The sequence below is a fragment of the Thioclava sp. JM3 genome (assembly GCF_002213185.1).
Taxonomy (GTDB): Bacteria; Pseudomonadota; Alphaproteobacteria; order Rhodobacterales; family Rhodobacteraceae; genus Thioclava; species Thioclava nitratireducens.
This window is the reverse complement of record NZ_NBOB01000011.1, coordinates 1-26,385: the sequence shown is the minus strand read 5'-3', so window position 1 is coordinate 26,385 and position 26,385 is coordinate 1. Positions and strand designations below refer to the sequence as shown.

Below are 26,385 nucleotides of genomic sequence, written 5' to 3'. Positions count from 1 at the left end.
CTAATAATATTAGCAATGTCAGATAGAGACCGTCGCCTGTCAACAAATTTTCCTCGGACCCTGGAATTCCCCGATGCAAGAGCCTGAAAAGAAAAAGCAAAAAACAGCGAAAGTGACGATGAAAGACGTGGCTCTCGCAGCCGGGGTGTCGCAATCGACGGTATCGTTCGTGCTGAACGGGCAGGAAGACATGCGGATCGGCAAGGAGACTCGGGATCGGGTTCTCAAGGCCGCCGAGACATTGGATTACCGATACCGTTCTGCCGGGCGCCCGCCGTCGCGCAGCCGCCCGACGACTTACGGCTTCATGATCGACGAAATCGCGACGAGCCCCTTCGCGTCCATCTCCATCGAGGCGTTCCAGGAGCAGGCCTGGTCCGACGGCGCGCTTGTCGAGATAGCAATGACCGGTGGCGATCCGGGCTACGAGCAGCAGGTCCTGCAGAAATGGCAACGCGATGGGATCGACGGGGTGGTCTATGCCTCGATCCTGACGCGCGAGGTGTCACCACATCTCGCGCTTCGCAAGCATCGCGCTGTGCTGCTCAATTGCCATGACAAGGAAGGCCTGTTCCGCGCGGTGGTGCCTGCGGAGCGGCGCGGCGGCCACGCCGCGACCATGGCTCTGATCGGCGAAGGCTATCGACGGATCGCCTTCATCGCGGGCGAAGCCTGGATGGAGGCGTCCGAGCAGCGTCAGGAGGGTTTCATCCGCGCAATGCGCGAAAGCGGTCTGGAGCCTGAACCCGAGTTGATCCGACAGGGGAATTTCATGCCGAGCGGCGGCTACCGCGAAACCCGCGAGTTGCTCTCCCTCGATGCGCCCCCCGAGGCGATTTTCTGCGCCAACGACCTGACCGCGCTCGGGTGTTACGAAGCACTGAAGGAACACGGCGTGCGCGTCGGAGCGGATATCGCCGTGGTCGGCTACGACGACCAGGAGATTGCGCAGCACCTCTCGCCCGCGCTCTCGACGGTGCTTCTTCCGCATGGCGAGATGGGACGATGGTGCGCCCGGCAGCTGCGGGCGAAATCGACCCTGCTTCCGCGCGTCGAGCGCATGGCCTGCCCTTTCGTTGCGCGGCAGTCGCATTTGAGAGCGCCACTTACGACGGATTAAATCCTCGCTTCGGCTGGCACCGCGCTTCCATGGAGCCTTCCCTTCGGTCTGACCCTCTCGGCCACATCCCTCCCGCGCTGGAAGCTGGCATTCAAGCACCGACCTCGGGCGCCTATTGACGGAGCGATATCAAAGGTGTGTCCGGCGTCCGCCGAGCCGGTACAGGCCGGCTTTCGACGAAGACGCCATTCATGACCTTTCAGACCAGTGGAACCGCTTTCAAGACAATGTCGTCCAGCCCCTCGCCGCCGGCGGCTGCATAGTCCCGCAACTGCGCGCGCATGCGCGGCTCCCAGAAGTCGGCGATGTGGGCGGCAACTTTGGCGGGGGCATCGTCGCCCGGCTGGGTCTTGAAGAAGGTGGCGATCTGGTTCGCCATGCGGATCATCTTGTCAGGCGACATTTGCAGCCTCTTCATTGATACGATTTGGATGAGAACAAAGGCCAGCCACCGGCCGCGGGTGAACGCGGCAAGTGTGATCCCAGCCCGCTCGACAGAGAGCTGGGAGCTGATTGCAACCGCGCCGTGGCCCGCCTGGATCAGCGCCAGTTTGCGCGGGCGCCCGGCCCGGCGCCCCGGCATGCGTCCGCATCCTCATTCCGCCGCGGGCAGGATGCGGCGCGAGCGTTCGGCCTGTGCCGCGTAATCCTCCTGCCAGCCCGTCGGCCCGTTCGAGGGCGAGACCTGGACTGCCGTTACCTTGTATTCCGGGCAGTTGGTGGCCCAGTCGGAATAGTCGGTGGTGATAACGTTGGCCTGCGTATCGGGGTGGTGGAAGGTGGTGTAGACAACGCCAGGGCTGACGCGATCAGTCACCTTTGCCTTCAACGTCGTCTCGCCCGACCGCGAGGCCAGCTTTACCCAGTCACCATCGTTCAGGCCACGGTTCTCGGCGTCATGCGGGTGGATCTCCAGCACGTCGCCGTCATGCCAAACCACGTTGTCGGTGCGCCGGGTCTGGGCCCCCACATTGTATTGCGACAGGATGCGCCCGGTGGTCAGCAGCAGCGGGAAGCGCGGGCCGGTCTTCTCGTCTGTGGCCACGTATTCGGTGACGATGAAACGCCCCTTACCCCGCACGAAGCCGTCGACATGCATCAACGGTGTGCCCTCCGGGTGGTCTTCGTTGCAGGGCCATTGGATGGAGCCCTTTTCCTCCAGAAGGGCGTAGTCCACACCCGCAAAGGAGGGCGTCGTCGCAGCGATCTCGTCCATGATTTGGCTGGGATGGGTATAAGACCACCCTGCCCCCATGGCATTCGCCAGGAGTTGCGTGACTTCCCAGTCAGCGTAGCCATTCTTGGGTGCCATGACCCGACGCACGCGATTGATGCGGCGTTCGGCGTTGGTGAAGGTTCCGTCCTTCTCGAGGAAGGTCGATCCCGGCAGGAAGACATGGGCGTAATTCGCCGTCTCGTTCAGGAAGAGGTCATGCACGATAACGCAGTCCATAGCCGCCAACCCGGCCGCCACATGTTTGGTGTCGGGGTCGGATTGCAGGATGTCCTCGCCCTGACAATAGAGCCCCTTGAAGCTGCCCTCGACTGCCGCATCCAGCATGTTGGGGATGCGCAGGCCGGGCTCCGGGTCGATCTGAACGCCCCAGGTGGTTTCGAAAATCTCGCGCACCTCGGGCAGTTTCACGTGGCGATAGCCCGGCAGCTCATGCGGGAAGGACCCCATATCGCACGAGCCCTGCACGTTGTTCTGCCCGCGCAGCGGATTCACGCCCACACCGGGACGGCCGATATTGCCGGTCAGCATTGCGAGGTTGGCAATCCCCATAACGGTGGTCGAACCCTGCGAATGCTCGGTCACGCCCAGCCCGTAATAGATCGCGCCGTTGCCGCCACGGGCAAAGGTACGGGCCGCAGCACGCAGTTCCTCGGCGGGAACGCCGGTCAGAAGCTGGGTCGCCTCGGGGCTGTGTCGGGCCTCCGAGACGAACTCGGCATAGACCTGGAATTCGTCCCAGTCACAACGTTCGCGGATGAACGCCTCGTCCATCAGGCCTTCGGTGACGATCACATGTGCCAGGGCGGTGACGACGGCAACGTTGGTGCCCGGCGTCAGGGCCAGATGATGAGAGGCCTCGATATGCGCCGATTTCACAAGGTCGATGCGGCGTGGGTCGATCACGATTAGCTTGGCCCCGGCGCGCAGGCGCTTTTTCAGGCGGCTGGCGAAGACCGGATGGCCGTCGGTCGGGTTCGCGCCGATGACGATCACCACATCGGTTTGCTCGACGCTGTCGAAATCCTGTGTGCCAGCGCTGGTGCCAAAGGTCTGGCCCAGCCCGTAGCCGGTCGGCGAATGGCAAACGCGGGCGCAGGTGTCGGTGTTGTTGTTGCCAAACACCGCGCGGGTCAGTTTCTGCACGAGGAAGGTTTCCTCGTTGGTGCAGCGGCTGGAGGTGATCACTCCGATGGACTTCTTGCCATAGGTGTCCTGCAACGCGCGCAGGCGGTTCGCGGCAAAGGTCAGCGCCTCATCCCAGCTGACTTCGCGCCACGGCTCGTCGATGGTGTCGCGGATCATCGGGTTGAGGATGCGGTCGCGGTGGTTGGCATAGCCATAGGCAAAGCGGCCCTTGACGCAGCTGTGCCCGCGATTGGCCTTGCCGTGCTTGTAGGGGACCATCCGGACCAGATCGTCACCCTGCATTTCCGCCTTGAACGAGCAGCCCACGCCGCAATAGGCGCAGGTGGTCACGACGGACCGATCCGGCGTGCCCATCTCGATGATGGATTTTTCCTGCAAGGTCGCGGTAGGGCAGGCCTGCACGCAGGCTCCGCAGGACACGCAATCCGACGACAGGAAGTCATCGCCGGCGCCACCCGCCGACACGCGGCTGTCAAACCCGCGCCCCGCGATGGTCAGAGCGAAGGTGCCCTGCACCTCTTCGCAGGCGCGGACGCAGCGGTTGCAGACGATGCACTTGGACGGATCGTAGCTGAAATAGGGGTTGGAGTCGTCCTTGGGCAGCCATTCGGGATTGGCCTCGCCGCTGGTGTTGCGGGCGGAGAAGTGATTGGCCAAGCCGCCGTTTTCCGGCGCCTTGTAGCGCACGTCGCGCAGCCCGACAGCGCCCGCCATGTCCTGCAACTCGCAGTCGCCATTGGCCGAGCAGGTCAGGCAGTCCAGCGGATGGTCGGAGATATAAAGCTCCATCACGCCCTTGCGGATCTTGCGCACCTTGGTCGAGTTGGTGTCCACCACCATGCCAGGCGCGACCGGCGTCGTGCAGGAGGCCGGGGTGCCCCGGCGGCCTTCGATTTCCACAGCGCAAAGGCGACAGGATCCGAACGCCTCAAGATTGTCCGAAGCACAGAGTTTTGGAATTTGGATGCCGATTTCGGCAGCGGCGCGCAGCACCGACGTGCCCTCGGGCACCGTGACCTCGAACCCGTCGATGGTCAGGGTGACCGGCTTGCCCTTTCTGGCGGGCGTGCCCATGTCGCGGTCGACTGGAATGATGAAATCCTTCATTCGGCGGCCTCCTTCAGGCGAGCGAAATCGTCGGGGAAATGGGTGACGGCGGACATGACCGGAAACGGCGTAAAGCCTCCCAGCGCGCAGAGCGAACCGTCCTTCATCGTCTCGCACAGGTCGGCCAGCAGCGGCAGCGCGGCGGCGTCGCCCTGTGCGATGCGGTCGATGGTTTCGACACCGCGCACCGCGCCGATCCGGCAGGGGGTGCATTTGCCACAGCTTTCGACGGCGCAGAACTCCATCGCGAAGCGCGCCATGCCCAGCATGTCGGTGGTGTCGTCAAAGACGGTCAGGCCCGCATGGCCGATCAACCCGCCCGCCGCGTCGAACTCCTCGTAGCCCAGCAGTGTGTCGAACTTGCTGAGCGGCATGTAGGCCCCCAGCGGCCCGCCAACCTGCACCGCCTTGACCGGACGGCCCGACAGAGTGCCGCCCCCGAGATCGTTGACCACCTCTCCGAGGCTGATGCCAAAGGCGGTTTCGAACAGCCCGCCGCGCGCCACGTTGCCTGCGATCTGCAGCGTCACGGTCCCACGCGACCGGCCAAGGCCGAAATCGGCATAGGCCTGCGCGCCCTTTTCGAAGATTACCGGCACCGTAGCGAGGCTGATGACGTTGTTAACCACGGTCGGGCGTCCAAGGAACCCCTCGAGCGCGGGCAGCGGCGGCTTGGCACGGACCACGCCGCGCTTACCTTCGAGCGAGTTGAGCAATGACGTTTCCTCGCCGCAGACATAGGCGCCCGCGCCTTTGCGGATTTCCATGTCGAAGGCGCGGCCAGAACCCAGAACGTCAGGGCCCAGCAGCCCTTCGGCCCGGGCGACCTCCACCGCACGGGTCATCACGGCAATCGCGTCAGGATATTCCGAGCGCAGGTAGACGTAGCCCTTGGTGGCACCGACGCCGATCCCGGCGATGGTCATGCCCTCGATCAGGGTAAAGGGGTCGCCTTCCATCAGCATGCGGTCGGCAAAGGTCGCGCTGTCGCCTTCGTCGGCGTTGCAGACGATGTATTTCTGCGGCGCGTCAGCATCGTGCACGGTCTGCCACTTGATGCCGGTCGGGAAGCCAGCGCCACCCCTTCCGCGCAGGCCGGACGTCTTGACTTCGTCAACGATCTCCTGCCCGGTCATCGCCAGCGCGCGGCGCAGCCCGGCAAGGCCACCATGCGCCCGATAATCGGCCAGCGACAGCGGATCGATCACGCCGACACGGGCAAAGGTGAGGCGGGTCTGGCGCTTCATCCAGTCAAGGTTTTCGACCGGGCCAAGCGCCTTGGCGCTGCTACCATCCAGAATACCCGCCACATCGGACGGCTCGGCAGGACCAAAACCGTGGCGCACGCCATCCACTTCGACCTCGACCAGCGGTTCCAGCCATATCATCCCGCGTGAGCCGGTCCGCACGATCTGTGCCTCGGGGGCCGCAGCCCGCAGGGCGGAAACCACTTCCTCGGCCCCCAGTGCCTTGGCCGCGCTGTCCATCGGAACGTAAATTTTCATGCGTCCATCTCCGCCAGCAGCTTGTCCAGTTTCGCGGCATCGACGCGCCCCACCACCCGGTCATCCACCATCGCGGCGGGCGCACACGCACACATCCCAAGGCAATAAACCGGCTCGATCGTCACCGCGCCATTGGCGGTGGTGTCGTGCCATTCGAGCCCCAGCTTGGCCAGCAGCGCATCGGCCACCGCCGCGCCGCCAACCGATTGGCAGGCCTCGGCGCGACAGATTTTCAGAACATGACGCCCGGCGGGCTTTTCGCGGAAGTCATGATAAAAAGTAATCACGCCATGCAATTCGGCGCGGGTGACGTTCAGGGCATCACAGATCGGCCCATGAGCCTGCGTGGGGATATACCCGAACGCCTCCTGCAAAGCATGCAGCATCGGCAGAAGCGGCCCTTCGAGGGCGCGGTGGGCGTCGACGATCCGAGCGATCTCGTCGCCGTCGATAACGGTGGCAGGCTGGGCCATGGCTGTCGTCCTCCAATTTGGCATACGTTGGCACACGGTAGGGAGCGCTGATCAATAACGGCGTTCCGTGGGGCGATAGGGATTTTGGATCAAGCGGCGGGCAGGCGCCTGGCTTCGGCTAGAAGCGCCGACAGAACGGGGGTTCGCGGGTCACGCTGCGGCAGGATCAGCGCGACCTTCTGTGGCCGCGACGCGCCTTCGAGCGGCACCAGCGCGACGTCCTTGCCGCCCGCGACGAACTCGGCCACGTCCTGGGGCAGCACGGTCATGCAATGGCCCGACGCCACGCTCGCGACCAGCGCGATGATGGAATTCGCCTCGATACAGGTCGCCGGGGTCACGCCGCTTTCGGCAAAGAGCCGATTGATGATCCGCCGGTTCTGCATGTCAGGTGTCAGCAGTGCCAGCGTCTGCCCTTTCAAGTCAGACCACGACATCTTGGGCTTATCCGCAAATGGAGAATTGCGGGCACAGACGAGTATATAGCTTTCGTCATAGAGTTCTGCGGTATCGACCCGGCCGAGAGGCTCGTTTTCCAAGTAGGAAATCCCGGCATCGGCCTCGAAATCGTCGAGCATTTGCAGGATCTCGCGCGAGTTGCGCGACAGTATGGTGAAGCGCACGCCCGGATGACGCTTGGCGAAGGTGGTGCAAAGCCGCCCGGCCCAGGTCTGCGCTGTGGGGATCACCGCCAGCCGCACCTCGCCAGTCAAGCCGTGCCGACTGTTCCGCATCTCGTCTTGCAATTGCCGCGCGTCCTCGACGATGCGCTTGGCCCAGGACAAGGCGGTCTGGCCTTCAGGTGTCAGCCCCCCAAACCGCGAGCCACGATGCACCAGCTGCACGCCCAGCTGCGCTTCCAGCTGCTTGATCCCGGCGGACAGCGTCGGTTGCGCGATATTCATCCGCTCGGCCGCACGCCCGAAATGCCCCTCTTTGGCCAGCGCGATGAACATTTCCAGCTTGTCCAGCATCGGCGGTCTTTCCTGCGGCGCTCTCGTAGAAGGCCGGGGCGCGCAACGCACGCCCCGGCCCGATTTCATCATTCACCCGGAACGGCTTGCAGTTCCGGTTCGTCGTGGTGGTGGTGTTCCTTGACGGGCTTCATCATCAGGTTGGCAAAGAACGCCACGACCAACAGCGCCGCCATGCAATACATGGTGGTGTTGTAGAGCGACGGGGTCGGGTCAATCGTGCCGGCGGGCGCGATTTCCATCAGCTTGGCGATAGTCACGGTCTTGGCCGCGGCCAGCTGATCCAACTGCGTCAACGGGGCGCCGAATTTCTCGGCAAAGGCCGCCGGATCGACCTTGGCGGCCAGATCCTGGATCGCGTTCGTCACCGACATCTGCCGCAGCGAGGTGATGGCCAGTGGCCCCAGCACGCCTGCGGTGGACCACGCCGTCAGCAGCCGCCCGTGGATGCCGCCCACATGCATGGTTCCGAACATGTCCGCGAGGTATGCCGGGATCGTCGCGAACCCGCCGCCATACATCGAGAAGATGATCATCGTCGCGGCGTAGAAGCCGATCAGGTAGACGATCGACGGGTTGGTGGCCACGGCTGTGGCGAAATAGGGGATCGACAGATACAGGATCGTGCCCAAGACGAAGAAGCACATGTATGTCGCCTTGCGCCCGATGTAGTCCGAGGTCGACGCCCAGAAGAAACGCCCCACCATATTGAAGACCGAGATCATCAGCACGTAGGTCGAGGCGAACGCCGCCGTGACCACCAACGGCATCACCGTGCCGAAGATTTCCGACATCATGGTTTTGGCCACGCCGATCACGCCGATACCGGCGGTCACGTTGAAGCACAGCATGAGCCACATCTGCCAGAACTGCGGCGTCTTCAGTGATTGATCGATATGGACGTTGTTTTGAGACACCATGCCCGAGGCGACGGGCTTGGGCTGCCATCCGGCGGGCTTCCAGTCTTCGGCAGGCACGCGATACTGGAACGAGGCCAGGATCATGACGATGAAATAGACGATGCCCAGCGTCATGAAAGTCTGTGCCGCACCCGTATTGCCGGTGCCCACGACATAGACACCCGCCTGACCGCCGAAATCCGCTGCTTGCGCGGCACTGGCCACCACGACCTCGACCTTGCCCGCGGCGGTTTCGGCAAAGACACGACCGTTCTCGACCACGGTCGCGACAGCGTCTCGCGCGCCGAGGAAGTCGGGGGCCTTCTGGAACACGCCCAGCAGCCACCCTTGCACCGGAGCCGCGATCATCGCGCCGCCGCCGAAGCCCATGATCGCCATGCCCGTCGCCATGCCCCGCCGGTCGGGGAACCAGCGGATCAGCGTCGACACCGGCGAGACATAGCCCAGCCCCAGCCCGCAGCCGCCCAGCACGCCGTAACCCAGATAGATTAGCCAAAGCTGGTGCGCGGCGATGCCGAACGAGCCGATGATGAAACCGCCGCCCCAAAGGAACGCGGCCACCACGCCGACCATGCGCGGTCCGACGTCTTCCAGCCACTTGCCCGCGAAGGCCGCGGCGAGGCCCAGAAACACGATCGCGACCGAGAAGATCCAGACGACCGAGCTCAGCGACCAGTCTTCGGCTGCGGGCGCGACCACGCCCAACGCGCGGGTCAGCGCCGGGTTGAACACCGACCAGGCGTAGACGGAGCCGATGCACAGATGAATGGCGATGGATGCCGGCGGAACCCGCCAGCGGTTGAAACCGGGTTCGGCGACGATGTGGCTTTTGTGCAAAAAGCCCAGCGCCCCGCCAGAAGCGTTGCTCATTTAGTTTCCTCCCATGTTCTTGACGGAACGCCCCGGTCTCCTCCCCGAGCCGCTCCGGCGGCATGCAACGGCATGCGCGGACATAAGCAGGCAATTCAGTCCTTGCGTTGTCAAGAAAATTATTATTTGTTATCAGTTACTTATGAAGACACAATGTCCTGCCGCGCTCTCTCGCTTTCGAATAAGTTGGACATTTTGTCCCGACCCACGCGATGCGGGTCCGCGAAATCTGGTCATTGTGTCCGGATCAATCGGCAACAGCGGCGGGCAGGACGATTTCAAACCGGCTGCCACCTCCGGGCATCGAGCGCACGGAAATCCGTCCGCCGGCGCGACTCACGAGTTGCTGGCTGATCGACAGGCCCAGTCCCGTGCCCTGCGCCTGCTTGGTGGTGAAGAACGGGTCGAAGATGCGCGGTAGCACCGACGGGTCGATGCCGGTGCCGGTATCCTCTACGCTCAGAATGACCTCACCGGCCTCCTCGGCCGTGGCCACGCGAAGTGTCCCGCCGCCGGGCATGGCTTGGACTGCGTTCAGAATCAGGTTGACGATGACCTGCTGCAATTCCGTCCGCGACATATGTACTTGCGACTTGCTCTCGGTCTCAACCACACTGGTGATGCCCGCCGCCTGAATCTGGTGCCGGGTCAAGACGAGGCAATCTCGGGCTACTTGCGAGAGGTCCACCAGCCTGTCTGCGCCGGAATACTCCTCGGGGCGCGCGAAATGCAGCAGCTTCGAGACGATGACACCAATGCGATAGACTTGGTCGTCGATCAGGCGGAACTCTTCTTCGGCCCGGCGGCCGTCCTCGCCAAGGTTGCTGCGCGCAAGGTCCAAATTGCCTTGGATCACCGCGACCGGATTGTTGATTTCATGGGCGACAGAAGCCGTGATCTCGCCCACGGCGGCCAGTTTCTCGGAGATGATCAGGCGTTCGGTAGTTCGCTCCAGCCGCTGGTTGGCCTCGTGCAACTCGCGGGTGCGCTCCTCCACGCGGTGCTCCAGCGTCTCACCCCATTGTCGCAGCTCGCGGTCGCGTTGTTGGAGCCGGTCTAGCAGGCTGTCGAAATGTCGTGCGACCTGTGCGATCTCGCCATCCGTTTCGACCGGAGCGTTGCGTGCCCCCAGATCGCCGCTTTCCACCCGGTCGATGGTGCGGGTCATCCCTTCGAGCGGGCGAAAGATACGCCGGGCCCATCGCAGGAAAACAGGAACCGACGCCAGTGCGATGAACAGGAACGCAAGGCTCAGCGTGATGACCGAATTGCGCTTGGCCGCGCTGAACGGCGCTTCGAGAAAGCCGACATAAAGCATCCCGACCGGTGTGCCGAAACTGTCGAGAATGGGTTCATAGGCCGAGATATACCAGTCATTGACGACAAAGGCGCGATCCAGCCAGATGTATCCTTCGCCCAGAACCCGTGCGCGAACCGCGGCAGAGACACGCGTTCCCAGCGCCCGCACATTCTCAAAGAGGCGGACATTAGTGGAAATACGCACGTCATCCAGAAACAGCGTCGCCGTGCCTTGGCTGCCCTCGGGCAGGCTTTCGGCGCGGTAGACGAGTGCGTTGATCGTATCGATGAAACCGAGGTTCCGGTTCAGCAGGACGCCCCCCGCCAAGGCCACCCGCGTCCCGTCCGGAAGCGTCAGCGGGGCGGCTGAATGAATGACCATGCCGCGCGTCTCGACGGTGCGCTCCGTGGGCACCGCGCCGCGGGTGGGAACCAAGGGAATTTCCGCTTGCGCAGCCAGATCGGGAGATATCGCTGCCAACGCATCTGCATCGAACACGTCGATCTTGCTTTGCCACTTCCCATCGAGCGCATCTTTTACGACGGGCCACGTCGTATCCCGCGTGATATGCAGGAAATCGAGCCCGAGCCGCGCACGCTCCTGCTCCAGGAAGGCGTCGGTCGTGCCGTTCTCGAGCGCGGTTTGCAGCGCCACAGACCGCGCGACGGCATCGATATGCTCACCAGAGGTCTCAACCAGCCGCCCGAGATATTGATCCGCGATGGTCAGGTCGCCGGTGACCTTGTTGAGCAGGATCGCGTCCACCTTGCCCGACCAGCGCCAGATGGTGCCGCCCAGCAAGACCGGCAAGAGCACAAGCATCGGCAGCAGCGCGATCACCAGCAAGCGCACGCGGACGGATCGCAAGGCTTTTGGCGCGCGCAGCATTACCTACAGGCCCCAGGCCGCGCATTTTCGGTCAATCGTCTTGCGCGAGACACCCAAGCGCCGTGCGGCCTCGGCCCTGTTACCGCCAAGCGCCTCGAGAGCGCGAAGAATTTCGCGCTTTTCCATGTCCTCCAGAGGCGCGATTTCGCCCGGCGCAATGGCGTCCCCGAGCGTTTCCAGCGGGAACCGCCCAAAGATAAGCGCGCGCTCGACGAAATTGTGCAGCTCACGAATATTTCCAGGCCAGTCGTGGCGCAGCATGGCCGACCTGACTGCGGAGGTCATCTCGACCATCGGTAGGTTGAGCGCTGCCGCGATTTCGGTCTGGAACAGCTCGGCGAGGTCCAGAACATCGGTGCCGCGATCCTTGAGAGGGGGCATGGCCACCTCGATGACGTTGATGCGAAACAGCAGGTCCTCGCGGAAATGACCCTCTTGGACAGCCTTTTGCAGCGACTTGCTGGACGCGATGACAAAACGCAGATCCAGTTGCACGTCGCGGCCGGTGCCGATGGGTCGGATCATGCCGTCTTCAAGCACGCGCAGAAGCGCCGTCTGCGCGTTTGCGCTCAACTCGCTGACATCGTCGAGGAAAACGGTCCCTCCCGAGGCCTGAGCAAGCAATCCCTCGCGTCCGGCCTGAGCGCCGTTAAAGGCTCCGGCGCCGTGACCGAACAATTCGTATTCGATCATGTCCGCCGGAATGGCGCCGCACTGGATCGCGACGAATGGGGACGCGCCGCGCCCGGACCGGCCATGCAGATGGCGCGCGGCGACTTCTTTGCCCGACCCGGACGGGCCGGTGATGAGCACCGGCGTCGACAAGGGTGCCACACGCTCCAACAGCGCTCGGACCTCAGCAATTACAGGCGAGGCCCCGATCAGTTCCTTGCGGCGATTGCCGCTGGCGGCCGTCTCCAGTTCCCGCCGCAAAAGCGCATTTTCGCGTCTCAACTTCGCCAGTTCCAGACACTTGCGCAGCGCGTTCAGGATCTGGTTCGAGCGGAAAGGTTTGATCAGGAAGTCCGAGGCACCCGCACGCATGGCCTCGATCGCCGTCTGCAAATCGGCATAGGCCGTTATCAGGATCGTATCGGTAAAGCCGCCCTTGGAGCGCTGCGCCTGAAGCCAGTCGAGACCTTTCTGCCCCGGCATGATATTGTCGAGAACCATTATGTCATATTGGCGCACCGCGAGCATCGCTTCGGCGGCGCGGGTGTCTTCTGCGCTGTCCACATGGCGTGCGAGGGGATTCAGAGTGTTGACGAGGAAATGTCGCATCCCCGGCTCGTCATCGACGATGAGAATACGCGCCGCCCTGAGCGGATCACTCCCGTCCTCGGGCGCTTGCAGCATGCATTCCTCCCAATTGCTGCGGCCAGAAGACTATGCAATTTCCTGCAAGTTTTCCCGCACACTATATCTCATGCGCCAAACGGTCAGAAATTCAAGGCTGGCATTCCTTTTTTCGGAAGCGCATTTATCGGCAAGATTTACCTTTCGCGGCGAATGTCGGCAAACTACGGATATTTCATGACACGTATTCTCCTTCTTGCTGCGGCTTTGTCCGGCCTGCTGGCCGGACCGGCTGCGGCCGAAAAGCAAATCTACAATGTCACGCTGGGCCGCCGCCCCTTGGGCTCGCTGAAATTCGAAGGACAAGGCAGCAATGCGACGCTGCGGCTATCGCTCGACAACACGCCGTTCGGCTTGGACGACGGAACCTTCGAGGCGGTGACGCAGGCCAAAGGTAATGAGGTCGATTACCTTGGGACGAGCCGGGGCAGCGAAACACGCGATATCGCGATCGTCCGTAAAGCGGACACCGTGACTGCCGTGACGATTACCCCACACTCTGAAATGACCGAGATGACGGACGCTGGAAAAGTTCCCCCCGGCGTGATCTCCCCGACCGAATTCTTCGCAAAGCTGGCAAACGGTAAAACCTGTCCTTCGCCGATGGCCATGTATGATGGCCGACGCGTGGTTCAGATGGCCACGACGGCGAAGAAGCAAAACGATGACACGGTGATCTGCGACATGTCCTACAAAGTTGCCATGGGGCCTGGGTATGTCTTTCCGTTTTACTTCAAGTCGTTCGATGTGCAGCTTGCTTATACCGCCCGCAAGCTCGCCACATTCGCCATGAGTGCCGGTGGGTTCACGGTGCGCCTGATCCGGCAGTAGCCACAAGCCGCAGAAAGTTCAGCCCATAGAAACTTAGAAGTCTTCGGCGCATGGCAGCTGCGGGCGCTATGAACGGCGGCCCAAATAATCAGATCGCTATAGCCTCGGAAATCGCGAGGTCTTCTTCGAGTTCGAAACCAGACTATCGGGTGCTGTCCATCTTCGTGCGACCGAGCAGTCGAACCGCGCGCTGATTTCCTGTCTTACGGTGGAACCGGGCAACTTTGATCCGGCGGAAAGAATGCGTGCCGAATAAAGCAGGCGGCGCAGATCTGACAATCTCGCTTTCGACGTGCCGCGCAAGGGAAGCGAACTTCTCAGAAGATTCGCTGCCCGACCCGCATGACGTGTTGGATATCTGGTAGTTTGGGAAAAGGAGCCCCGGCGGAGTCCCAGGCCGATTACGGCCAATATGCCAGCTGACCCAACACAAGGTAAGGCGAAAGCTTCGCTCAATTTCAGGGATTTAAGTGGTGCCCGGAGGCGGATTCGAACCACCGACACGCGGATTTTCAATCCGCTGCTCTACCAACTGAGCTATCCGGGCACTTCGACCTTTCGGTCTTGGTGGAGCGGTTACTAGACGAGGGCGCGGGGGCTGTCCAGAGGGATTTCGCAGAAATTTCCGCGATCTTGCGAAAGGTTTTCAGTGCGGCTTGCCGGGGGGCAAATCATCGCCCGCGAGGCCGGTCGGCGCGCGCTCTTCTTCCTCGGCGATATCGCCGGGAATGACGTAGGAGCCGTTCAGCCAGCGCGCCAGATCGACGTCGGCACAGCGCTTTGAACAGAAGGGGCGGTATTTCGGGTCGGCCTCCTTGCCGCAGATTGGGCAGCTCATATCGCCTCCGTCGTCTGGCCCCGCAAGAGACGTGCGAGCGGCACGCGGTCGCGCTTGCGTTGCATCTCGAAATTGCCCAGCGGCGTCCAGCCTGCGAGCGAGGTCTCTGGCTCGCCTTTTACGGCGCGGCGCAGCTGCTGCTCCAGCGCCTGACGGTCGCGCTTGGGCATCGGGGCGAAGTCGATCACGACCTGCCCCCCAAGGCCACGCAAGCGCAGTTGACGCGGCAACTCTCGGGCCGCGGCGATATTCGCCTTCAGCGCCGCGGCGGGCGTCGTGTCGTTGCCGGTGTTGACGTCGACCGCGATCAGGGCGCGGGTCGGCTCGATCATCAGATGAGCGCCGCCTGGCAGATCGACACGCGGGTGCAGAAGCGCTTCGATCGCGTCGGTGACGCCGTGATCGTCGAACCCGCCTTCGATCACCTCGTCGGGCAGGGGTTCGGCCCAGTCGCGCCAGGCTTCTTCATGCGGATCGGGCGCGTCGACGAGCAACTCCGGCCCGCCTTCAGTATCGTTAGTCACGGCCTCGGCCAGCTCGCGCATCGCGGCGACATCTTCTGCCACCTCTTCGAGCGACACATGGGCCGCGGCAGAGCGCAGGATCACGCCCATATCCGAGCCTTCCATCACCGCCTCGGCTGCTGCCTGCAGATCGGCGCGCAGATTCTCTTCATGGATCCGCCGGGAGACGTTGATGCCGGGCGCGCCGGGGGTGACGATGCCGTAGCGCGACTTGAACAGCACCCGCAGCGTCACAGGCAGCGCCTTGCCGGGCTCGGTGCCGCCGGAGACCATGCAGATCACGGTCTGGCGGGGGGCGAGCCCCTTCACCTCTTTCAGGAAGCCGCGCGCGCCTTCGGGCAGATCGACGAAGACGCCGCCCTGCCCTTTCATCTGGCGACCGATCGTGCCGCGCAGAATCGCGCCGGGGGCAAAGCTGATCTCGTCGGAAGTGTCGATGATCAGGTCTTCGAGTTGCCCGTCGACCATCAGCGCCGCCGCTTCGCGACCGGCGATTTCGTCCAGCAGAACCACACGCCCCTGCATTACACTTCCCCTCGAATGCCCGCGCTTGCGAGCAGCGTTGCGGTTTCTGCGAGCGGCAGCCCGACTACAGCGGTGAACGAGCCCTGGATCCACGGCACGAACGCGCCGCCGCGCCCCTGGATGGCGTAGCCACCCGCCTTGCCGTGCCATTCGCCCGAGGCGAGATAGCCGTTCACGTCCTCGTCGCTAAGCGGTTTGAACTTCACCACCGTATCGACGAGCCGCTCGCGCAGGCCCTGCGCCGTGCGGATCGCCACGCCGGTAAACACATGGTGCCGACGCCCGGAGAGCAGCCAGAGGAACTCCGCCGCCTCCTTCTCGTCTTCGGGTTTGCCCAAGATGCGGCGCCCGCAGGTCACCGTGGTATCGGCGCTCAACAGCACCTCGTCGTCTGCCACATCAAGCGCCATCGCTTTCTCGCGGGCCATGCGAGCGACATAGTCGCGCGCGGCCTCGCCTTTGAACGGCGTTTCGTCGATATCGGCGGGGCGCACGTCAAAAGGCTCCAGCCCGAGCTGGGCCAGAAGCTCTCGCCGCCGCGGGCTCGCCGAGCCGAGGATCAGCTTCACTTGAAGCGGTAGTTGATACGACCCTTCGTGAGGTCGTAGGTGTTCATTTCCACCTGAACCTTGTCGCCTGCCAGAACGCGGATGCGGTTCTTACGCATCTTGCCTGCCATATGCGCGATGATCTCATGGCCGTTTTCCAGCTCGACCCGAAACGTCGCGTTAGGCAGGAGTTCCTTCACGACACCGGGAAATTCGAGCATTTCTTCCTTGGCCATGGTCACTCCGTAAATGGTTACCCGCGCCATCTGCGGGCGAGCGTTTAAATGCGCCCGTAAGCCGCGAAATTCAAGGGGAATGTCAAGGCTGGGCGGGGTTTTCCGAGGCGATCCGGATTATTTGGGCCGCCTCAGACTGCTCGGACCAATGTTTGTAGGGCAAAACAGCTCCTGCAGTCCGGCTTTGCGCGACGCGATCCAAGTCCACCGTCGCGAAGGTCCATCCGGGTGAGTCGGGGGCCCCTTCGGCCACGACCCCGCTTTCGGGCCAAAGCCCATCGGGCGGCGCGAAGATCGCAGCCGTGCCCCGGTTCTCGTCCACCGCCGGGCACCAAAGCGCATCGCCCACGGTCGGCGCCTGAACGGTCACGCATTGGTTTTCCAGCGCCCGCGCCATCGCACCTATCCGCACCCGGTTATAGCCCGCGAGCGTGTCGGTGCAGGAGGGCACGAGGATGATCTCGGCCCCCGCCTCGGCCAGCGCGCGCGCCAGCAGGGGGAATTCGCTGTCGTAGCAGATGGTGACGCCGATCTTGCCGAGCGCGGTGTCGAAAAGCACCAGCCCCTCGCCCGCATCGACATGCCAGATCTCGCGCTCGAACCGCGTCATGATCGCCTTGTCCTGATGCCCGATCAGCCCGCCGGGACCGAACAGGCTCGCCCGGTTCACGCGCTTAGGCCCTTCGATGACGGTGCCGGAGGGGGCGAGGATATGCACGCCATGTTTTACCGCGAGATTTGCGAACAGCGTCTCCATATCCGCGCGCAATCCGGCGACATGCGCCAGCGCGGCTTCCAGGTCAGCCGCAACCTCTGCACCGCCGAGGCTGGCCAACTCCATCGCGCCGTATTCGGGAAAAACCAGAAGCAGCGCGCCCTGCCCGGCGGCCTCGGTCACCCAAGTCGTAACCTTCGCCGCGTAGCCCGACCAGTCGTCGAACCAGTCGAGCGGATAAGCCGCGGCGGCTATCGTCACATCGCGGCTCACAGCGGGCGTCCCCAGAATTGCAGCGCCTTCTCGGTCTGCTGATCCTCACCTAGATCGGTCCATTTGAACCGCGCGATTACGCCCTCCATCGGCGCATAGCCCCGCTTACGCCAAAACCCGTCGAGCGGGCGGTAATCGGCGGGCTTCAAGGGATGATCGTCGGGCCGGATCACCGAGCAGAAGACCGAATGACAGCGCCCCAGCTGGCGCGCATGGGCCTCGCGGTGGTCGAAGAAGGCGTGACCGAGCCCCTGCCCGCGATAGTCGGGCAGCAGCACCGACTCGGCGCAGTAGAACACGTCTTCCAGCTGCAACCCGGTGCCTGCGAAAGGTGCCGCGAAATCATCGGCGTGATCTTCCAGCGGCGTGCCCGTGGCCGCTCCAACCAATGTCGTCCCGTCGAACGCGCCGACGACCACCGCCGCATCGCTCTCGCGGTAGCTCTGGATATAACGCCGCTCATACTCCAGCGAGCCGTCATAGATGTAGGGCCAGTCCCGGAAGACCGCGATCCGCAGCCGCGCCACGTCGTCAAGCGCCGCATCCAGCGCCTCACCGGTCAACCGCCGCACCTCCATCACGAGACCTGCGCGATCCAGTCGGCGAGGTTGTAATAGGTGACCACGCGCGTGATCTTGCCCTCGTCGAGCGTGAAGAACGCTCCCGCCGGCAGGACATAGCTTTGCCCATGCGCCTCGGGCAGCCCGTCATCGGTCTCCAGATAGACGCCGTTCACGATGAACTCTGCCGCACCGCGGGTGCCGGCATCGTTCGCCATGATCACCATGTCGGTCAGTTGCTCGCGATAGCAGCGGCTCATATGCGCGTTGAATTCGCGGAACGCCTCGATCCCGTGGCGGATTTTCCCCTCGTTCACATGATGCGCAAAGGGCTCGCCCAGCAGCCGCTCCATCGCCTTGGTATCGCCTTCGTTGAAGGCATCGTAGTAACGCGTGATCGTGTCGAGAGCGCGGGCGCGAGGCATGGTCTTACTCCTGAGGGGGGCCGAAACGGTCGATGAGATGACGACGGATCTGGTCGCGGGTGTCGCGATAGGCGGCGAGTTTGGCCTCGCGCGTCTCGCCAATCCCGGTCGGGTCGAGAATCGGCCAATATTCCACGTCGAGATGGAAAAACCGCGTCAGTTCCAACGCCTGACGCTGCGAGGCGGGCGAAAGTGCGATCACCAGATCGAAGGCCGACAGATCGTCGCCCCATTCCTGCAACTCGGTGAAAGAGCGCGCGCGGTGTCGCTCCAGATTGACGCCAATCTCCGCCATCACCGCGATGGTGAACCCGTCGATCTCCAGATCGGCCTTCACGCCCACTGACTGCACGTAACATTCGGTGCCGTAGAATTTCTTCATCATCCCCTCGGCCATCGGGGAGCGCGTGGAGTTATGATCGCACGCAAAAAGAACGGAGTTGGGGATCTCGCCCATTCCGATTACCTCGGGGCGAGAACGGCAACGAGGGTGAAGAGGCGCCGCGCCGTGTCGATGTCGATCTCGGCCTTGCCTTCAAGGCGTTCCTGCAGGATGCGCGCGCCTTCGTTGTGTATGCCGCGCCGCGCCATGTCGATCGCTTCGATCTGGCTGGGCGGCAGTTTCTTGACCGCCTCGAAATAGCTCTCGCAGATCTGGAAATAGTCCTTCACCGCCTGCCGGAACGGGCCGAAGGACAGATGGAACTCCGCCACTTTCGCGCCGCTCTCGGTTTCGGTGTCGAAGACCAGCCGCCGGTCGCGCACTGCCAGCGTCAACGTGAACGGCCCTTCCGGCGCGGGTTGGCCGTCACGGCCCGGGATGTCGAAGCTGTTATCCTCGAGCAGGTCGTAGATCGCGACCTTGCGCTCCTGCTCGATCTCGGGCGAGGGCGCGGGAAGGCCGCTCGTATCCAGCTGGATATGCGAAATCCGGGCCATCACCCCTCCTCTTCGTCATTGAGCGCATCGAGCCGCGCACGCACCGACAGCCCATGCGCCTCGAGGCTTTCCGATTTCGCCAGAATCTCCGCCGAAGGGCCGATCGCCTTCAGCGCGCCGGGCGTCATCTTCGCCATGGTCGTGCGCTTGATGAAATCCATCACCGAGAGGCCTGAGGAAAACCGCGCCGAGCGCGCCGTGGGCAGAACGTGGTTCGGCCCGCCAATATAGTCGCCGATCGCTTCGGGCGTGTAGGCACCAAGGAAAATGGCACCCGCGTGTGTGATCGCTTCCGCCAGCCAATCGGGATCGGCGACGCAAAGTTCCAGATGCTCGGGGGCTACCCGGTTCGACAGCTCGGCTGCCTCCATCAGATCCCGCGCGACGATCACCGCCCCGAAATCGCGCCAGCTGGCGCCCGCGATGGCGCGGCGCTCCAGCGTCTCGAGCCGTTTTTCGACCGCCGCCACAACCGCCTCGCCGAAGGCCTCGTCGGTGGTGATCAGGATCGCCTGCGCGCTCTCGTCATGCTCGGCCTGGCTCATCAGGTCGAGCGCGATCCAGTCCGGATCGCCCGTGCCGTCCGCGATCACGAGGATTTCGGACGGCCCCGCGATCATGTCGATGCCCACGCGCCCGAACACGCGGCGCTTTGCCGCCGCGACGAAAGCGTTGCCCGGCCCGGTGATCTTGTCGACCGCCGTGACCGTCTCGGTCCCGTAGGCCAGCGCTGCAATCGCCTGCGCGCCGCCCATCCGGTAAACCGTATCGACTCCCGCGAGTTGCGCCGCCAGCAGCACCAACGGGTTCACCGCCCCGCCCGGCGTCGGGCAGGCGACCACAAGCCGCTCTACGCCCGCGACCTTCGCCGGGATTGCGTTCATCAGCACCGAAGAGGGATAGCTCGCCAATCCGCCGGGTACATAGAGCCCCGCCGCCGAAACCGGTCCCCAGCGCCAGCCAAGCTCCGCCCCGCTCGCATCGATCCAGCGCGCGTCATGCGGCATCTGACGCTCGTGATAGGCGCGGATGCGCTCGGCCGCCAGTTCCAGCGCCGCGCGCTCCTCGGCAGGCACTTTCGCGACCTCGGCCTCGATTTCGTCGGGAGAGAAAGCCAGCGTCTCGGGCGCCAGCTCCAGCCGGTCGAATTTCGCGGTCAGCTCGATCAGCGCCGCATCGCCCCGCTTGCGGATATCTGCGATGATCTCGGCCACGACAGCATCCACATCGGGACTGTCCTCGCGCTTCATCCCCAGAAGTTCGACAAACCGGGCTTCAAACCCATCTTCGCGCGTGTCCAGAAAATGCGGCATCGACAGTCTCCTTTTCCGCTTTTCGGATTAGAGACTCCGGCCCTGCCCCGCAAGCACGACGCTGCCCGCAAAGGCAATTCCAATTCGACTTGGCGAAAATATCTCCGCCGGAGGCAACCCCGGCGGCAAAACTCGGCTCACTCGGGATGATGCGGCACCTTGCCGGAGGGTGCGCGATAAGGCCGCTCCACATCACGCAGATCGACATCGAGACATTCGACATCCGCCGCCAGCGCACCATCGCCCGCCAGCGTCAGGGTCACACGCCCCGCCCCGTCTTCCGCCTCCTCGAAGGTGACGTCGAGGATCGAGAGCACCACGTCGCGATCCGACCGATCGATGCCCATGCTCGCGACATGGGTGACGTCCGAGATCACCAGCAGAGAGCGCACGCGCTCGTAGGGCCGCTTCTCGGCCTCGGCCTGCGCCTTGTCTTCCCAGCGGAAGCGATTGATCAGCAGCGCGAGACGACGGGATTTCGCCTCCCACGCGATCTCGGTGATCGGCAGCACGGCGTCCTGCACCAGCGCCGCAATCACGGGCAGGTCGTCCTTGGTCTCGGCGCGCAGCGCGATCGCGCCTTCGCCACCCTCTTCGAATTTCGCGTCACGGGTCATTGGGTCACCTCTACATTCGATATGGGGGAGATGGCGGGGATTGCCAGCCGATCAATTCGCTTTCACGCGCTCGATATGGGCGCCGACGCCCGCCAGCTTCTCCTCGACGCGCTCATAGCCGCGATCGAGGTGATAGACACGACTGACGACGGTCTCGCCCTCGGCGGCCAGCCCCGCGAGGATCAGCGAAACGGAGGCCCGCAGATCGGTCGCCATCACCGGCGCGCCCTTGAGCTTGTCGACGCCATGGACCGTCGCATGGCCGCCATGGACCTCTATATTCGCGCCCATCCGCATAAGCTCGGGCGCGTGCATGAAGCGATTCTCGAAAATCTTCTCTTCAAGAACGCTGGTGCCCTCGGCGGTGCAAAGAAGCGCCATCATCTGCGCCTGAAGATCCGTCGGGAAGCCGGGGAAAGGCTCGGTCGTCACGTCGACTGCACGAATGCGGCCGTTCTTGCGCGCGACCTTGAGGCCGGAATGGGTCTGCTCGACCGAGATACCCGCCGCATCGAGCTTCTCGCAGAAGCTCTCCAGCAGATCGATTCGCCCCCCCAGACATTCCACCTCGCCGCCGCAGATCGCGGGCGCGAGCATGTAGGTGCCCAGTTCGATCCGGTCGGCGACCACCGGGTGCGTGGCGCCGTGCAGCCGATCCACGCCCTCGATCACGATCTCCGAGGTACCGTCACCCTCGATCTGCGCCCCCATTGCCCGCAGGCATTTCGCGAGATCGACGATCTCCGGCTCGCGCGCGGCGTTCTTCAGCACCGATGTGCCCTTGGCGAGCGAGGCCGCCATCAGGAAGTTCTCGGTAGCGCCGACCGAGGCGAAGCGCATCTCATGCGTCGCGCCTTTCAGTCCACCCTTCGCTTCGGCATGCAGATAGCCGTCCTTCAGCTCGATCTCCGCGCCGAGCGCCGCGAGCGCATCGACATGGATATCCATCGGACGCGCGCCAATCGCGCAACCGCCGGGCAGCGAGACGACCGCATGGCCCAGACGTGCCAGCAGCGGCCCCAGCACCAAATTCGACGCGCGCATCTTGCGCACGATTTCATAATCCGCGACCGGGTTGATCTCGCCATGGCACGAGGTTGCGAGCACCTTTCCCTCCTGCAGCGCGGTCACTTCCGCGCCGAGAGAGGCCAGCAATTCGGTCATCGTGCGGATGTCCGACAGGCGCGGCGCATTGGTCAGGGTCAGCGGCTCATCGCTCAGAAGCGTGGCCGGCATCAGCGCGAGACAGGCGTTCTTCGCCCCCGCGATCGGGATTTGGCCGGAAAGAGGCCCGTTGCCGCGTACGACGATGCTGTCCATTTCAACTGCCCTCGGATTCGTTGTTATTCGGCGGCTTGGATTCGGATTTGCGCGCGCGCGCCTGCGCCTTGCGCCGCTGCAGATTCGCCCGGAGCGCCTGCGCCCGACGCTCTTCGCGGCTCAACCCCGCCTCGCGGGACGTGCCCGATCCGTCTTTCTTACCGCCTGTCATGGCGCCCCGTTTAACCCGCCTGCGAAATCCTGTCGAGAGAGAGCAAGATTTGCCCTTGCACCCCCGCGCGATTGCGTCTAAATCCCCGCCACGGTCGAAGCGACGGACCGAAACCGGCGCTGCTGTAGCTCAGCGGTAGAGCACTCCCTTGGTAAGGGAGAGGTCGAGAGTTCAAGTCTCTCCAGCAGCACCACCACAACTCATTGAAATCACCAGCGTTCCTACCACACAGGAACTCGTGCCGCCTCTACTGGTACACGAAGGTGGTACACATGAGACAGACCATGCCCAACCCCGTCAAAATCGGATCAACGTATTACCTGCGCCTTCACGTTCCGCGCGACGTGGTCGAGCTGGCACGAGGGAAAAGCGCCCCTGTGCACGTCGCCGAACACACGAGCTTCCCTAAGATGACGAGCCATGTGAAGGTCTCCCTCCGCACCAAGGACAGGGGGGAAGCACGACGCCGCTTCAGTGAAGTGCTGAGTGATCTGGAAGAGCGCTGGGATGCATTGCGCCAAGGGACGGTCAAGCTCAGCCACAGGCAGACGCTCGCTCTCGCTGGCGAGGTAAGAAGCGATTTCATCCGCTTCCTCGACGAGAACCCCGGAGAGGTCGCGATGTGGGACGACGTGGCCTTGGCGGATGCGCAAGCGGTGACTGGCACCGCAAACCCGTTGGCGGTCCCCACACCACACACCCGCGAGCGGGACATGGAGAAGCGGTTTGGCGGGTTGGTCGATGCCGCGCTTTCCCGCCGGGCGCTTGAGGTGGATGAAGCCAGCCGGAGGAAGCTGATCGAGCAGGTTGCAGCAGCAATGCAAGACGTGAGCCGCATCAACATCGCGAAGGCTCAGGGCGACTACTCGGAGAGCGACGAAACCACACGCTACCCTGAGTTCAACAGCCCGCGCGAACCAGCGAAGAGGTCAGTTGAAGCCGAACCACGCACCACGCTCTCAGACACGATTGCCCGCGAAGTCGAGCGGCGAGCGTCTGGTCAGCAATCGAAGCCCCTCCCTGACAAATCCGTGGACAAGTACCAGAAGGTGGCGCGGAATTTTGTAGCCTTTCGGGGCAACGAACTCGTCGCGACGATCACGGCGAGAGAAGCTGACAAATGGCAGCAGTACCTTCTCGCTTCCGGCAAGCTCTCCAACTCGTCTGTCCGGCAACGCCTCCAGAACTTACGGAGCATCGTTGAGTGGGCAAGGAAGCAATCCTTTGGCGAGCTTTTCCCACAGGGCAACCCGTTGGACCTCGTCCAGCTCACAGAGAGAAACGGGGTCTCGAGCGAAGATCGAACGCTCCGAATGGATGAAGCAAAATCAATCCTCCAAGCAGCAAGGCTCGAGGGCAAACCTGAGCTGCGCTGGCTTCCATGGCTCTGCGCCTATTCGGGGGCGCGGGTTGAAGAGGTTGCACAACTCACTCCCTCCGACTTCTTCCAGTACGAGGGTGACTGGTTCTACCGCATGACGACGAAGGGCGGGAAGAGCCTCAAGAACGCTTACGGCATAAGGCGGGTACCCGTCGACCCACTTCTCATTGAGGAAGGCCTCATGCGCTTCACCGCGAGCCACCAAAGCAGACACAAGGAGCGGCTGTTCGTGAAGCGTGCAGGGCAGAACGTATCGGACTGGGTGCGCAATACGGTCGGCCTTGACCGAGACGAACTCGCACCGAACCACGGCTGGCGGCACCTCTTCGAGGACGTTGCCATGTCGGCAGGCGTAAGCGATAGCGCGAAGACCTATATCACGGGCCGGGCAACAGGCCGATCGGCTGAGAGCTACGGGAAAAGCGACGTGATGCTGCCGGGCCTAGCGCGAGAAATAAGGAAAGTGCCTTCACTCCTACAAGCACGCCACTCGACGTCAGCGGAACGATGAATTCACCGCTTTAATCACTCTAAAGCTTTCCGCGTTACGGCCATATGGCCTGCATAAGGTGAGTACTCTTGAGAGTGCCGCGGTTTCACGACATCTAGGTGAATGGTATATATTCACGCTTGAGATACGAAAGATAGCTTGAGAAGCTGTGGCTTGAGTGCGACCTCATACAAAAAAATAATTAGTTTGGGACCAGAAGAATGAACCTAAAGAGCTTTCCTCTCTTAATCGCCCTCATCGTTTTTATGGGTATTATAGGCAGTAGCGAAGCTTGCGCATCTAGTTCGCCGCCACAAGAAATTCTAGCTAGCATATCAGAACGAAATGCAGCGCTTAAGAAGTGCGTCGATCTCGACTTCAACGATCCGGCGCATGACGCAACTTGTCGTCGAGCGGAGATTCTCGAAAAACAAATCGAAGCCAAAGGCTGGTGCAAAGCGCGAGAAGTCGATGCTCCTCAACTCACGTTTCTCCCATGTGACGGGTATAGATGGTACATCGTAACACCGAAATTAGGCGATTACCCCTTCGGCATACAAGTCGACAGCTTAAGCGCGGAGATGCTCCTACCGCTCACCCGGAGCATTAGGAAAAAGACTGGAGAAAGCTCCAAGGTCGATACCGGCTTCATGAAGGTCGCTTGTTCAGAACAGGAAACGCCAATGCTATTCTTCGCAACGGATCAAACAACGCCGGAAGCGGGACAGTTCCAAGATGTAGTAATGAACACGGGCGCGAAAAAAATTTCCGCCAGCGGAATGCGGCTCGATGATGGTGACATGATAGCTTTTGCGGTTACAAATATAGATTTCATTGATGCCTTTCTGCGTGAATTGCATAGAAACATTGGGACATACCGAAACATCGACTTCACCTTCACCTCACAAGACACCAAAGCCCGAGCTGTTTTCTCTCTCGGGGCTTTGCAACTCAGATTCGATCAAATGGATGATGAGGCTTTACTCAAGAAGTCAGTGGCAAACGTCACTAAAGCGTGTGATGTTTTCTCAGGCACTCGTTAAGAGCTAAGGACACGGATACACTATTGCCAACTTCATTCAGCGATGGCGGGCCGCCGTTATGTGCCGCTGGCGTCGACGGCCGACGGTGACGCCCACCCAAATGTGTAAGAACCGACCAGCCGCACCCCTCGCAGTTTCCAATCAAAAAACAACCAGAACTCCGCGACCTTTCCACATTTCAGTCGCGCAAAAGGAATTACCCCTTCGCTCACAGGTTTTCCGGGCCGTCAAACGAACTGCGTACGTGAGATCAGTCTCTATCTCGTGCCCCCGCGAGACGAGATCCTCAAGCAAGAGATCTCCACCACAAACCGAGCGACGGAGCTGCCCCGCTCCGCAAGGACGGAGGCTCGATCATGGCCGATGAAAAGCTGTATCTGTCTGAGCCAACAATTGCGGCCCACCATCGGAGAAAGGCGATTCGTGTGGTGGTTGCTGTCCCGACGGGGACGCGTGAGGTCACCCATGTCTTCCCCTCCAACTGGTCCTTGGCTTCTGCCTCGGGTTCTCTTCGCCGGGGCATGGCTCCGCTGGTGAGGGCCTGAGGCAGAGCTTTCGCCATAGCGAAGGTATGCAGCTACTGACTGTGCATTTTGCATAGGCTGGGACCAGCGACGTGGACCCTTTAAATCGAAGAGATCACCAGAATGAGCAAGGAAAAACGTAAGCGGCGGCTGCATCCCACCTCAGGTTCAGCTTGACGGCTTGAAGTTCCACGGGAGAAGTTCGTCGATGCGGC

25 protein-coding genes, 2 tRNA genes and 1 pseudogene are annotated in these 26,385 nt (G+C 62.6%); 5 read left to right on the top strand and 23 right to left on the bottom strand.

Annotation, left to right across the window (positions count from 1 at the left end; all coding sequences use genetic code 11):
• Positions 1 to 118 precede the first annotated feature (118 nt).
• Positions 119 to 1,120, top strand: coding sequence for a LacI family DNA-binding transcriptional regulator (locus tag B6V73_RS17640; RefSeq protein WP_168174930.1), 1,002 nt, complete (start codon positions 119 to 121; stop codon positions 1,118 to 1,120).
• Positions 1,121 to 1,319: 199 nt separating this feature from the next.
• Here B6V73_RS17640 and B6V73_RS17635 read toward each other — a convergent pair whose 3' ends face one another.
• The 8 genes from B6V73_RS17635 to B6V73_RS17600 form a co-directional block, all read right to left on the bottom strand.
• Positions 1,320 to 1,523, bottom strand: a complete 204-nt coding sequence (locus tag B6V73_RS17635) for a formate dehydrogenase subunit delta (RefSeq protein WP_088720615.1) — start codon at positions 1,521 to 1,523, stop codon at positions 1,320 to 1,322.
• Between the two features lie 192 nt (positions 1,524 to 1,715).
• Entirely contained in the window at positions 1,716 to 4,610 is a 2,895-nt protein-coding gene (fdhF, locus tag B6V73_RS17630) for a formate dehydrogenase subunit alpha (RefSeq protein ID WP_088725962.1), read from the bottom strand.
• Positions 4,607 to 6,115, bottom strand: coding sequence for a formate dehydrogenase beta subunit (locus B6V73_RS17625; protein WP_088725961.1), 1,509 nt, complete (start codon positions 6,113 to 6,115; stop codon positions 4,607 to 4,609). Before B6V73_RS17625 ends, fdhF begins: the two co-directional genes overlap by 4 nt.
• Positions 6,112 to 6,588: a formate dehydrogenase subunit gamma gene (locus B6V73_RS17620; RefSeq protein ID WP_088725960.1), complete on the bottom strand. Its 477-nt coding sequence runs from the start codon at positions 6,586 to 6,588 to the stop codon at positions 6,112 to 6,114. The genes B6V73_RS17625 and B6V73_RS17620 overlap by 4 nt, the downstream gene beginning before the upstream one ends.
• A gap of 89 nt (positions 6,589 to 6,677) precedes the next feature.
• Entirely contained in the window at positions 6,678 to 7,562 is an 885-nt protein-coding gene (locus B6V73_RS17615; protein WP_088725959.1) for a LysR family transcriptional regulator, read from the bottom strand.
• Between the two features lie 68 nt (positions 7,563 to 7,630).
• Complete coding sequence (locus B6V73_RS17610) at positions 7,631 to 9,352, bottom strand: OFA family MFS transporter (RefSeq protein WP_075777247.1); 1,722 nt, start codon at positions 9,350 to 9,352, stop codon at positions 7,631 to 7,633.
• Positions 9,353 to 9,599: 247 nt separating this feature from the next.
• Positions 9,600 to 11,540, bottom strand: coding sequence for an ATP-binding protein (locus tag B6V73_RS17605; RefSeq protein ID WP_088725958.1), 1,941 nt, complete (start codon positions 11,538 to 11,540; stop codon positions 9,600 to 9,602).
• Between the two features lie 3 nt (positions 11,541 to 11,543).
• The gene (locus tag B6V73_RS17600) at positions 11,544 to 12,896 is read right to left on the bottom strand and encodes a sigma-54 dependent transcriptional regulator (protein ID WP_088725957.1); all 1,353 of its coding nucleotides are present in this window, start codon (positions 12,894 to 12,896) and stop codon (positions 11,544 to 11,546) included.
• A gap of 177 nt (positions 12,897 to 13,073) precedes the next feature.
• On the opposite strand from B6V73_RS17600, the gene B6V73_RS17595 reads away from it, so the two are divergent.
• Positions 13,074 to 13,727 (top strand): hypothetical protein, encoded by a 654-nt coding sequence (locus B6V73_RS17595; protein WP_143597939.1) that lies wholly within the window; start codon positions 13,074 to 13,076, stop codon positions 13,725 to 13,727.
• A 142-nt stretch (positions 13,728 to 13,869) separates the two neighbouring features.
• Here the strand turns inward: B6V73_RS17595 and B6V73_RS21185 are convergent.
• The 15 genes and pseudogenes from B6V73_RS21185 to B6V73_RS20875 all read right to left on the bottom strand — a co-directional run.
• Positions 13,870 to 13,989, bottom strand: a pseudogene (locus B6V73_RS21185) (integrase); the annotation flags it as partial.
• A gap of 209 nt (positions 13,990 to 14,198) precedes the next feature.
• Positions 14,199 to 14,274: transfer RNA gene (locus B6V73_RS17585), tRNA-Phe, on the bottom strand.
• A gap of 99 nt (positions 14,275 to 14,373) precedes the next feature.
• Positions 14,374 to 14,565, bottom strand: coding sequence for a DNA gyrase inhibitor YacG (gene yacG / locus B6V73_RS17580; protein ID WP_088720315.1), 192 nt, complete (start codon positions 14,563 to 14,565; stop codon positions 14,374 to 14,376).
• Entirely contained in the window at positions 14,562 to 15,614 is a 1,053-nt protein-coding gene (locus tag B6V73_RS17575) for a ribonuclease E/G (protein ID WP_088725955.1), read from the bottom strand. The genes yacG and B6V73_RS17575 overlap by 4 nt, the downstream gene beginning before the upstream one ends.
• Positions 15,614 to 16,183: a Maf family protein gene (locus B6V73_RS17570; protein WP_088725954.1), complete on the bottom strand. Its 570-nt coding sequence runs from the start codon at positions 16,181 to 16,183 to the stop codon at positions 15,614 to 15,616. Before B6V73_RS17570 ends, B6V73_RS17575 begins: the two co-directional genes overlap by 1 nt.
• The gene (gene infA, locus B6V73_RS17565) at positions 16,180 to 16,398 is read right to left on the bottom strand and encodes a translation initiation factor IF-1 (protein WP_010397442.1); all 219 of its coding nucleotides are present in this window, start codon (positions 16,396 to 16,398) and stop codon (positions 16,180 to 16,182) included. Before infA ends, B6V73_RS17570 begins: the two co-directional genes overlap by 4 nt.
• 82 nt (positions 16,399 to 16,480) lie before the next feature.
• Complete coding sequence (locus B6V73_RS17560; RefSeq protein ID WP_088725992.1) at positions 16,481 to 17,374, bottom strand: carbon-nitrogen hydrolase family protein; 894 nt, start codon at positions 17,372 to 17,374, stop codon at positions 16,481 to 16,483.
• An 8-nt stretch (positions 17,375 to 17,382) separates the two neighbouring features.
• Positions 17,383 to 17,964: a GNAT family N-acetyltransferase gene (locus B6V73_RS17555; protein WP_088725953.1), complete on the bottom strand. Its 582-nt coding sequence runs from the start codon at positions 17,962 to 17,964 to the stop codon at positions 17,383 to 17,385.
• Entirely contained in the window at positions 17,964 to 18,371 is a 408-nt protein-coding gene (locus B6V73_RS17550; protein WP_075775992.1) for a ketosteroid isomerase-related protein, read from the bottom strand. Before B6V73_RS17550 ends, B6V73_RS17555 begins: the two co-directional genes overlap by 1 nt.
• A 4-nt stretch (positions 18,372 to 18,375) precedes the next feature.
• On the bottom strand, positions 18,376 to 18,828 hold the full coding sequence (locus B6V73_RS17545) for a low molecular weight phosphatase family protein (protein ID WP_075775991.1): 453 nt from the start codon (positions 18,826 to 18,828) through the stop codon (positions 18,376 to 18,378).
• A gap of 5 nt (positions 18,829 to 18,833) precedes the next feature.
• The gene (locus tag B6V73_RS17540) at positions 18,834 to 19,310 is read right to left on the bottom strand and encodes a UPF0262 family protein (RefSeq protein WP_075775990.1); all 477 of its coding nucleotides are present in this window, start codon (positions 19,308 to 19,310) and stop codon (positions 18,834 to 18,836) included.
• Positions 19,310 to 20,623 (bottom strand): histidinol dehydrogenase, encoded by a 1,314-nt coding sequence (gene hisD / locus B6V73_RS17535; protein ID WP_088725952.1) that lies wholly within the window; start codon positions 20,621 to 20,623, stop codon positions 19,310 to 19,312. Before hisD ends, B6V73_RS17540 begins: the two co-directional genes overlap by 1 nt.
• A 137-nt stretch (positions 20,624 to 20,760) precedes the next feature.
• Positions 20,761 to 21,240 carry a DUF2948 family protein gene (locus tag B6V73_RS17530; RefSeq protein WP_088720320.1) on the bottom strand — a complete coding sequence of 160 codons (480 nt, stop codon included), beginning with the start codon at positions 21,238 to 21,240 and terminating at the stop codon, positions 20,761 to 20,763.
• A 51-nt stretch (positions 21,241 to 21,291) separates the two neighbouring features.
• Positions 21,292 to 22,560 carry a UDP-N-acetylglucosamine 1-carboxyvinyltransferase gene (gene murA, locus B6V73_RS17525; protein ID WP_088725951.1) on the bottom strand — a complete coding sequence of 423 codons (1,269 nt, stop codon included), beginning with the start codon at positions 22,558 to 22,560 and terminating at the stop codon, positions 21,292 to 21,294.
• Position 22,561: 1 nt separating this feature from the next.
• Positions 22,562 to 22,732 carry a hypothetical protein gene (locus B6V73_RS20875; protein ID WP_167733383.1) on the bottom strand — a complete coding sequence of 57 codons (171 nt, stop codon included), beginning with the start codon at positions 22,730 to 22,732 and terminating at the stop codon, positions 22,562 to 22,564.
• A 118-nt stretch (positions 22,733 to 22,850) separates the two neighbouring features.
• Here B6V73_RS20875 and B6V73_RS17520 point away from each other — a divergent pair.
• The 3 genes from B6V73_RS17520 to B6V73_RS20555 all read left to right on the top strand — a co-directional run bounded on the left by B6V73_RS17520 (position 22,851) and on the right by B6V73_RS20555 (position 25,646).
• A tRNA-Thr gene (locus B6V73_RS17520) sits at positions 22,851 to 22,925 on the top strand.
• A 79-nt stretch (positions 22,926 to 23,004) separates the two neighbouring features.
• Positions 23,005 to 24,624, top strand: a complete 1,620-nt coding sequence (locus B6V73_RS17515) for a DUF6538 domain-containing protein (protein ID WP_143597938.1) — start codon at positions 23,005 to 23,007, stop codon at positions 24,622 to 24,624.
• A 200-nt stretch (positions 24,625 to 24,824) separates the two neighbouring features.
• Complete coding sequence (locus B6V73_RS20555; protein ID WP_143597937.1) at positions 24,825 to 25,646, top strand: hypothetical protein; 822 nt, start codon at positions 24,825 to 24,827, stop codon at positions 25,644 to 25,646.
• The last annotated feature ends 739 nt before the right edge of the window (positions 25,647 to 26,385 follow it).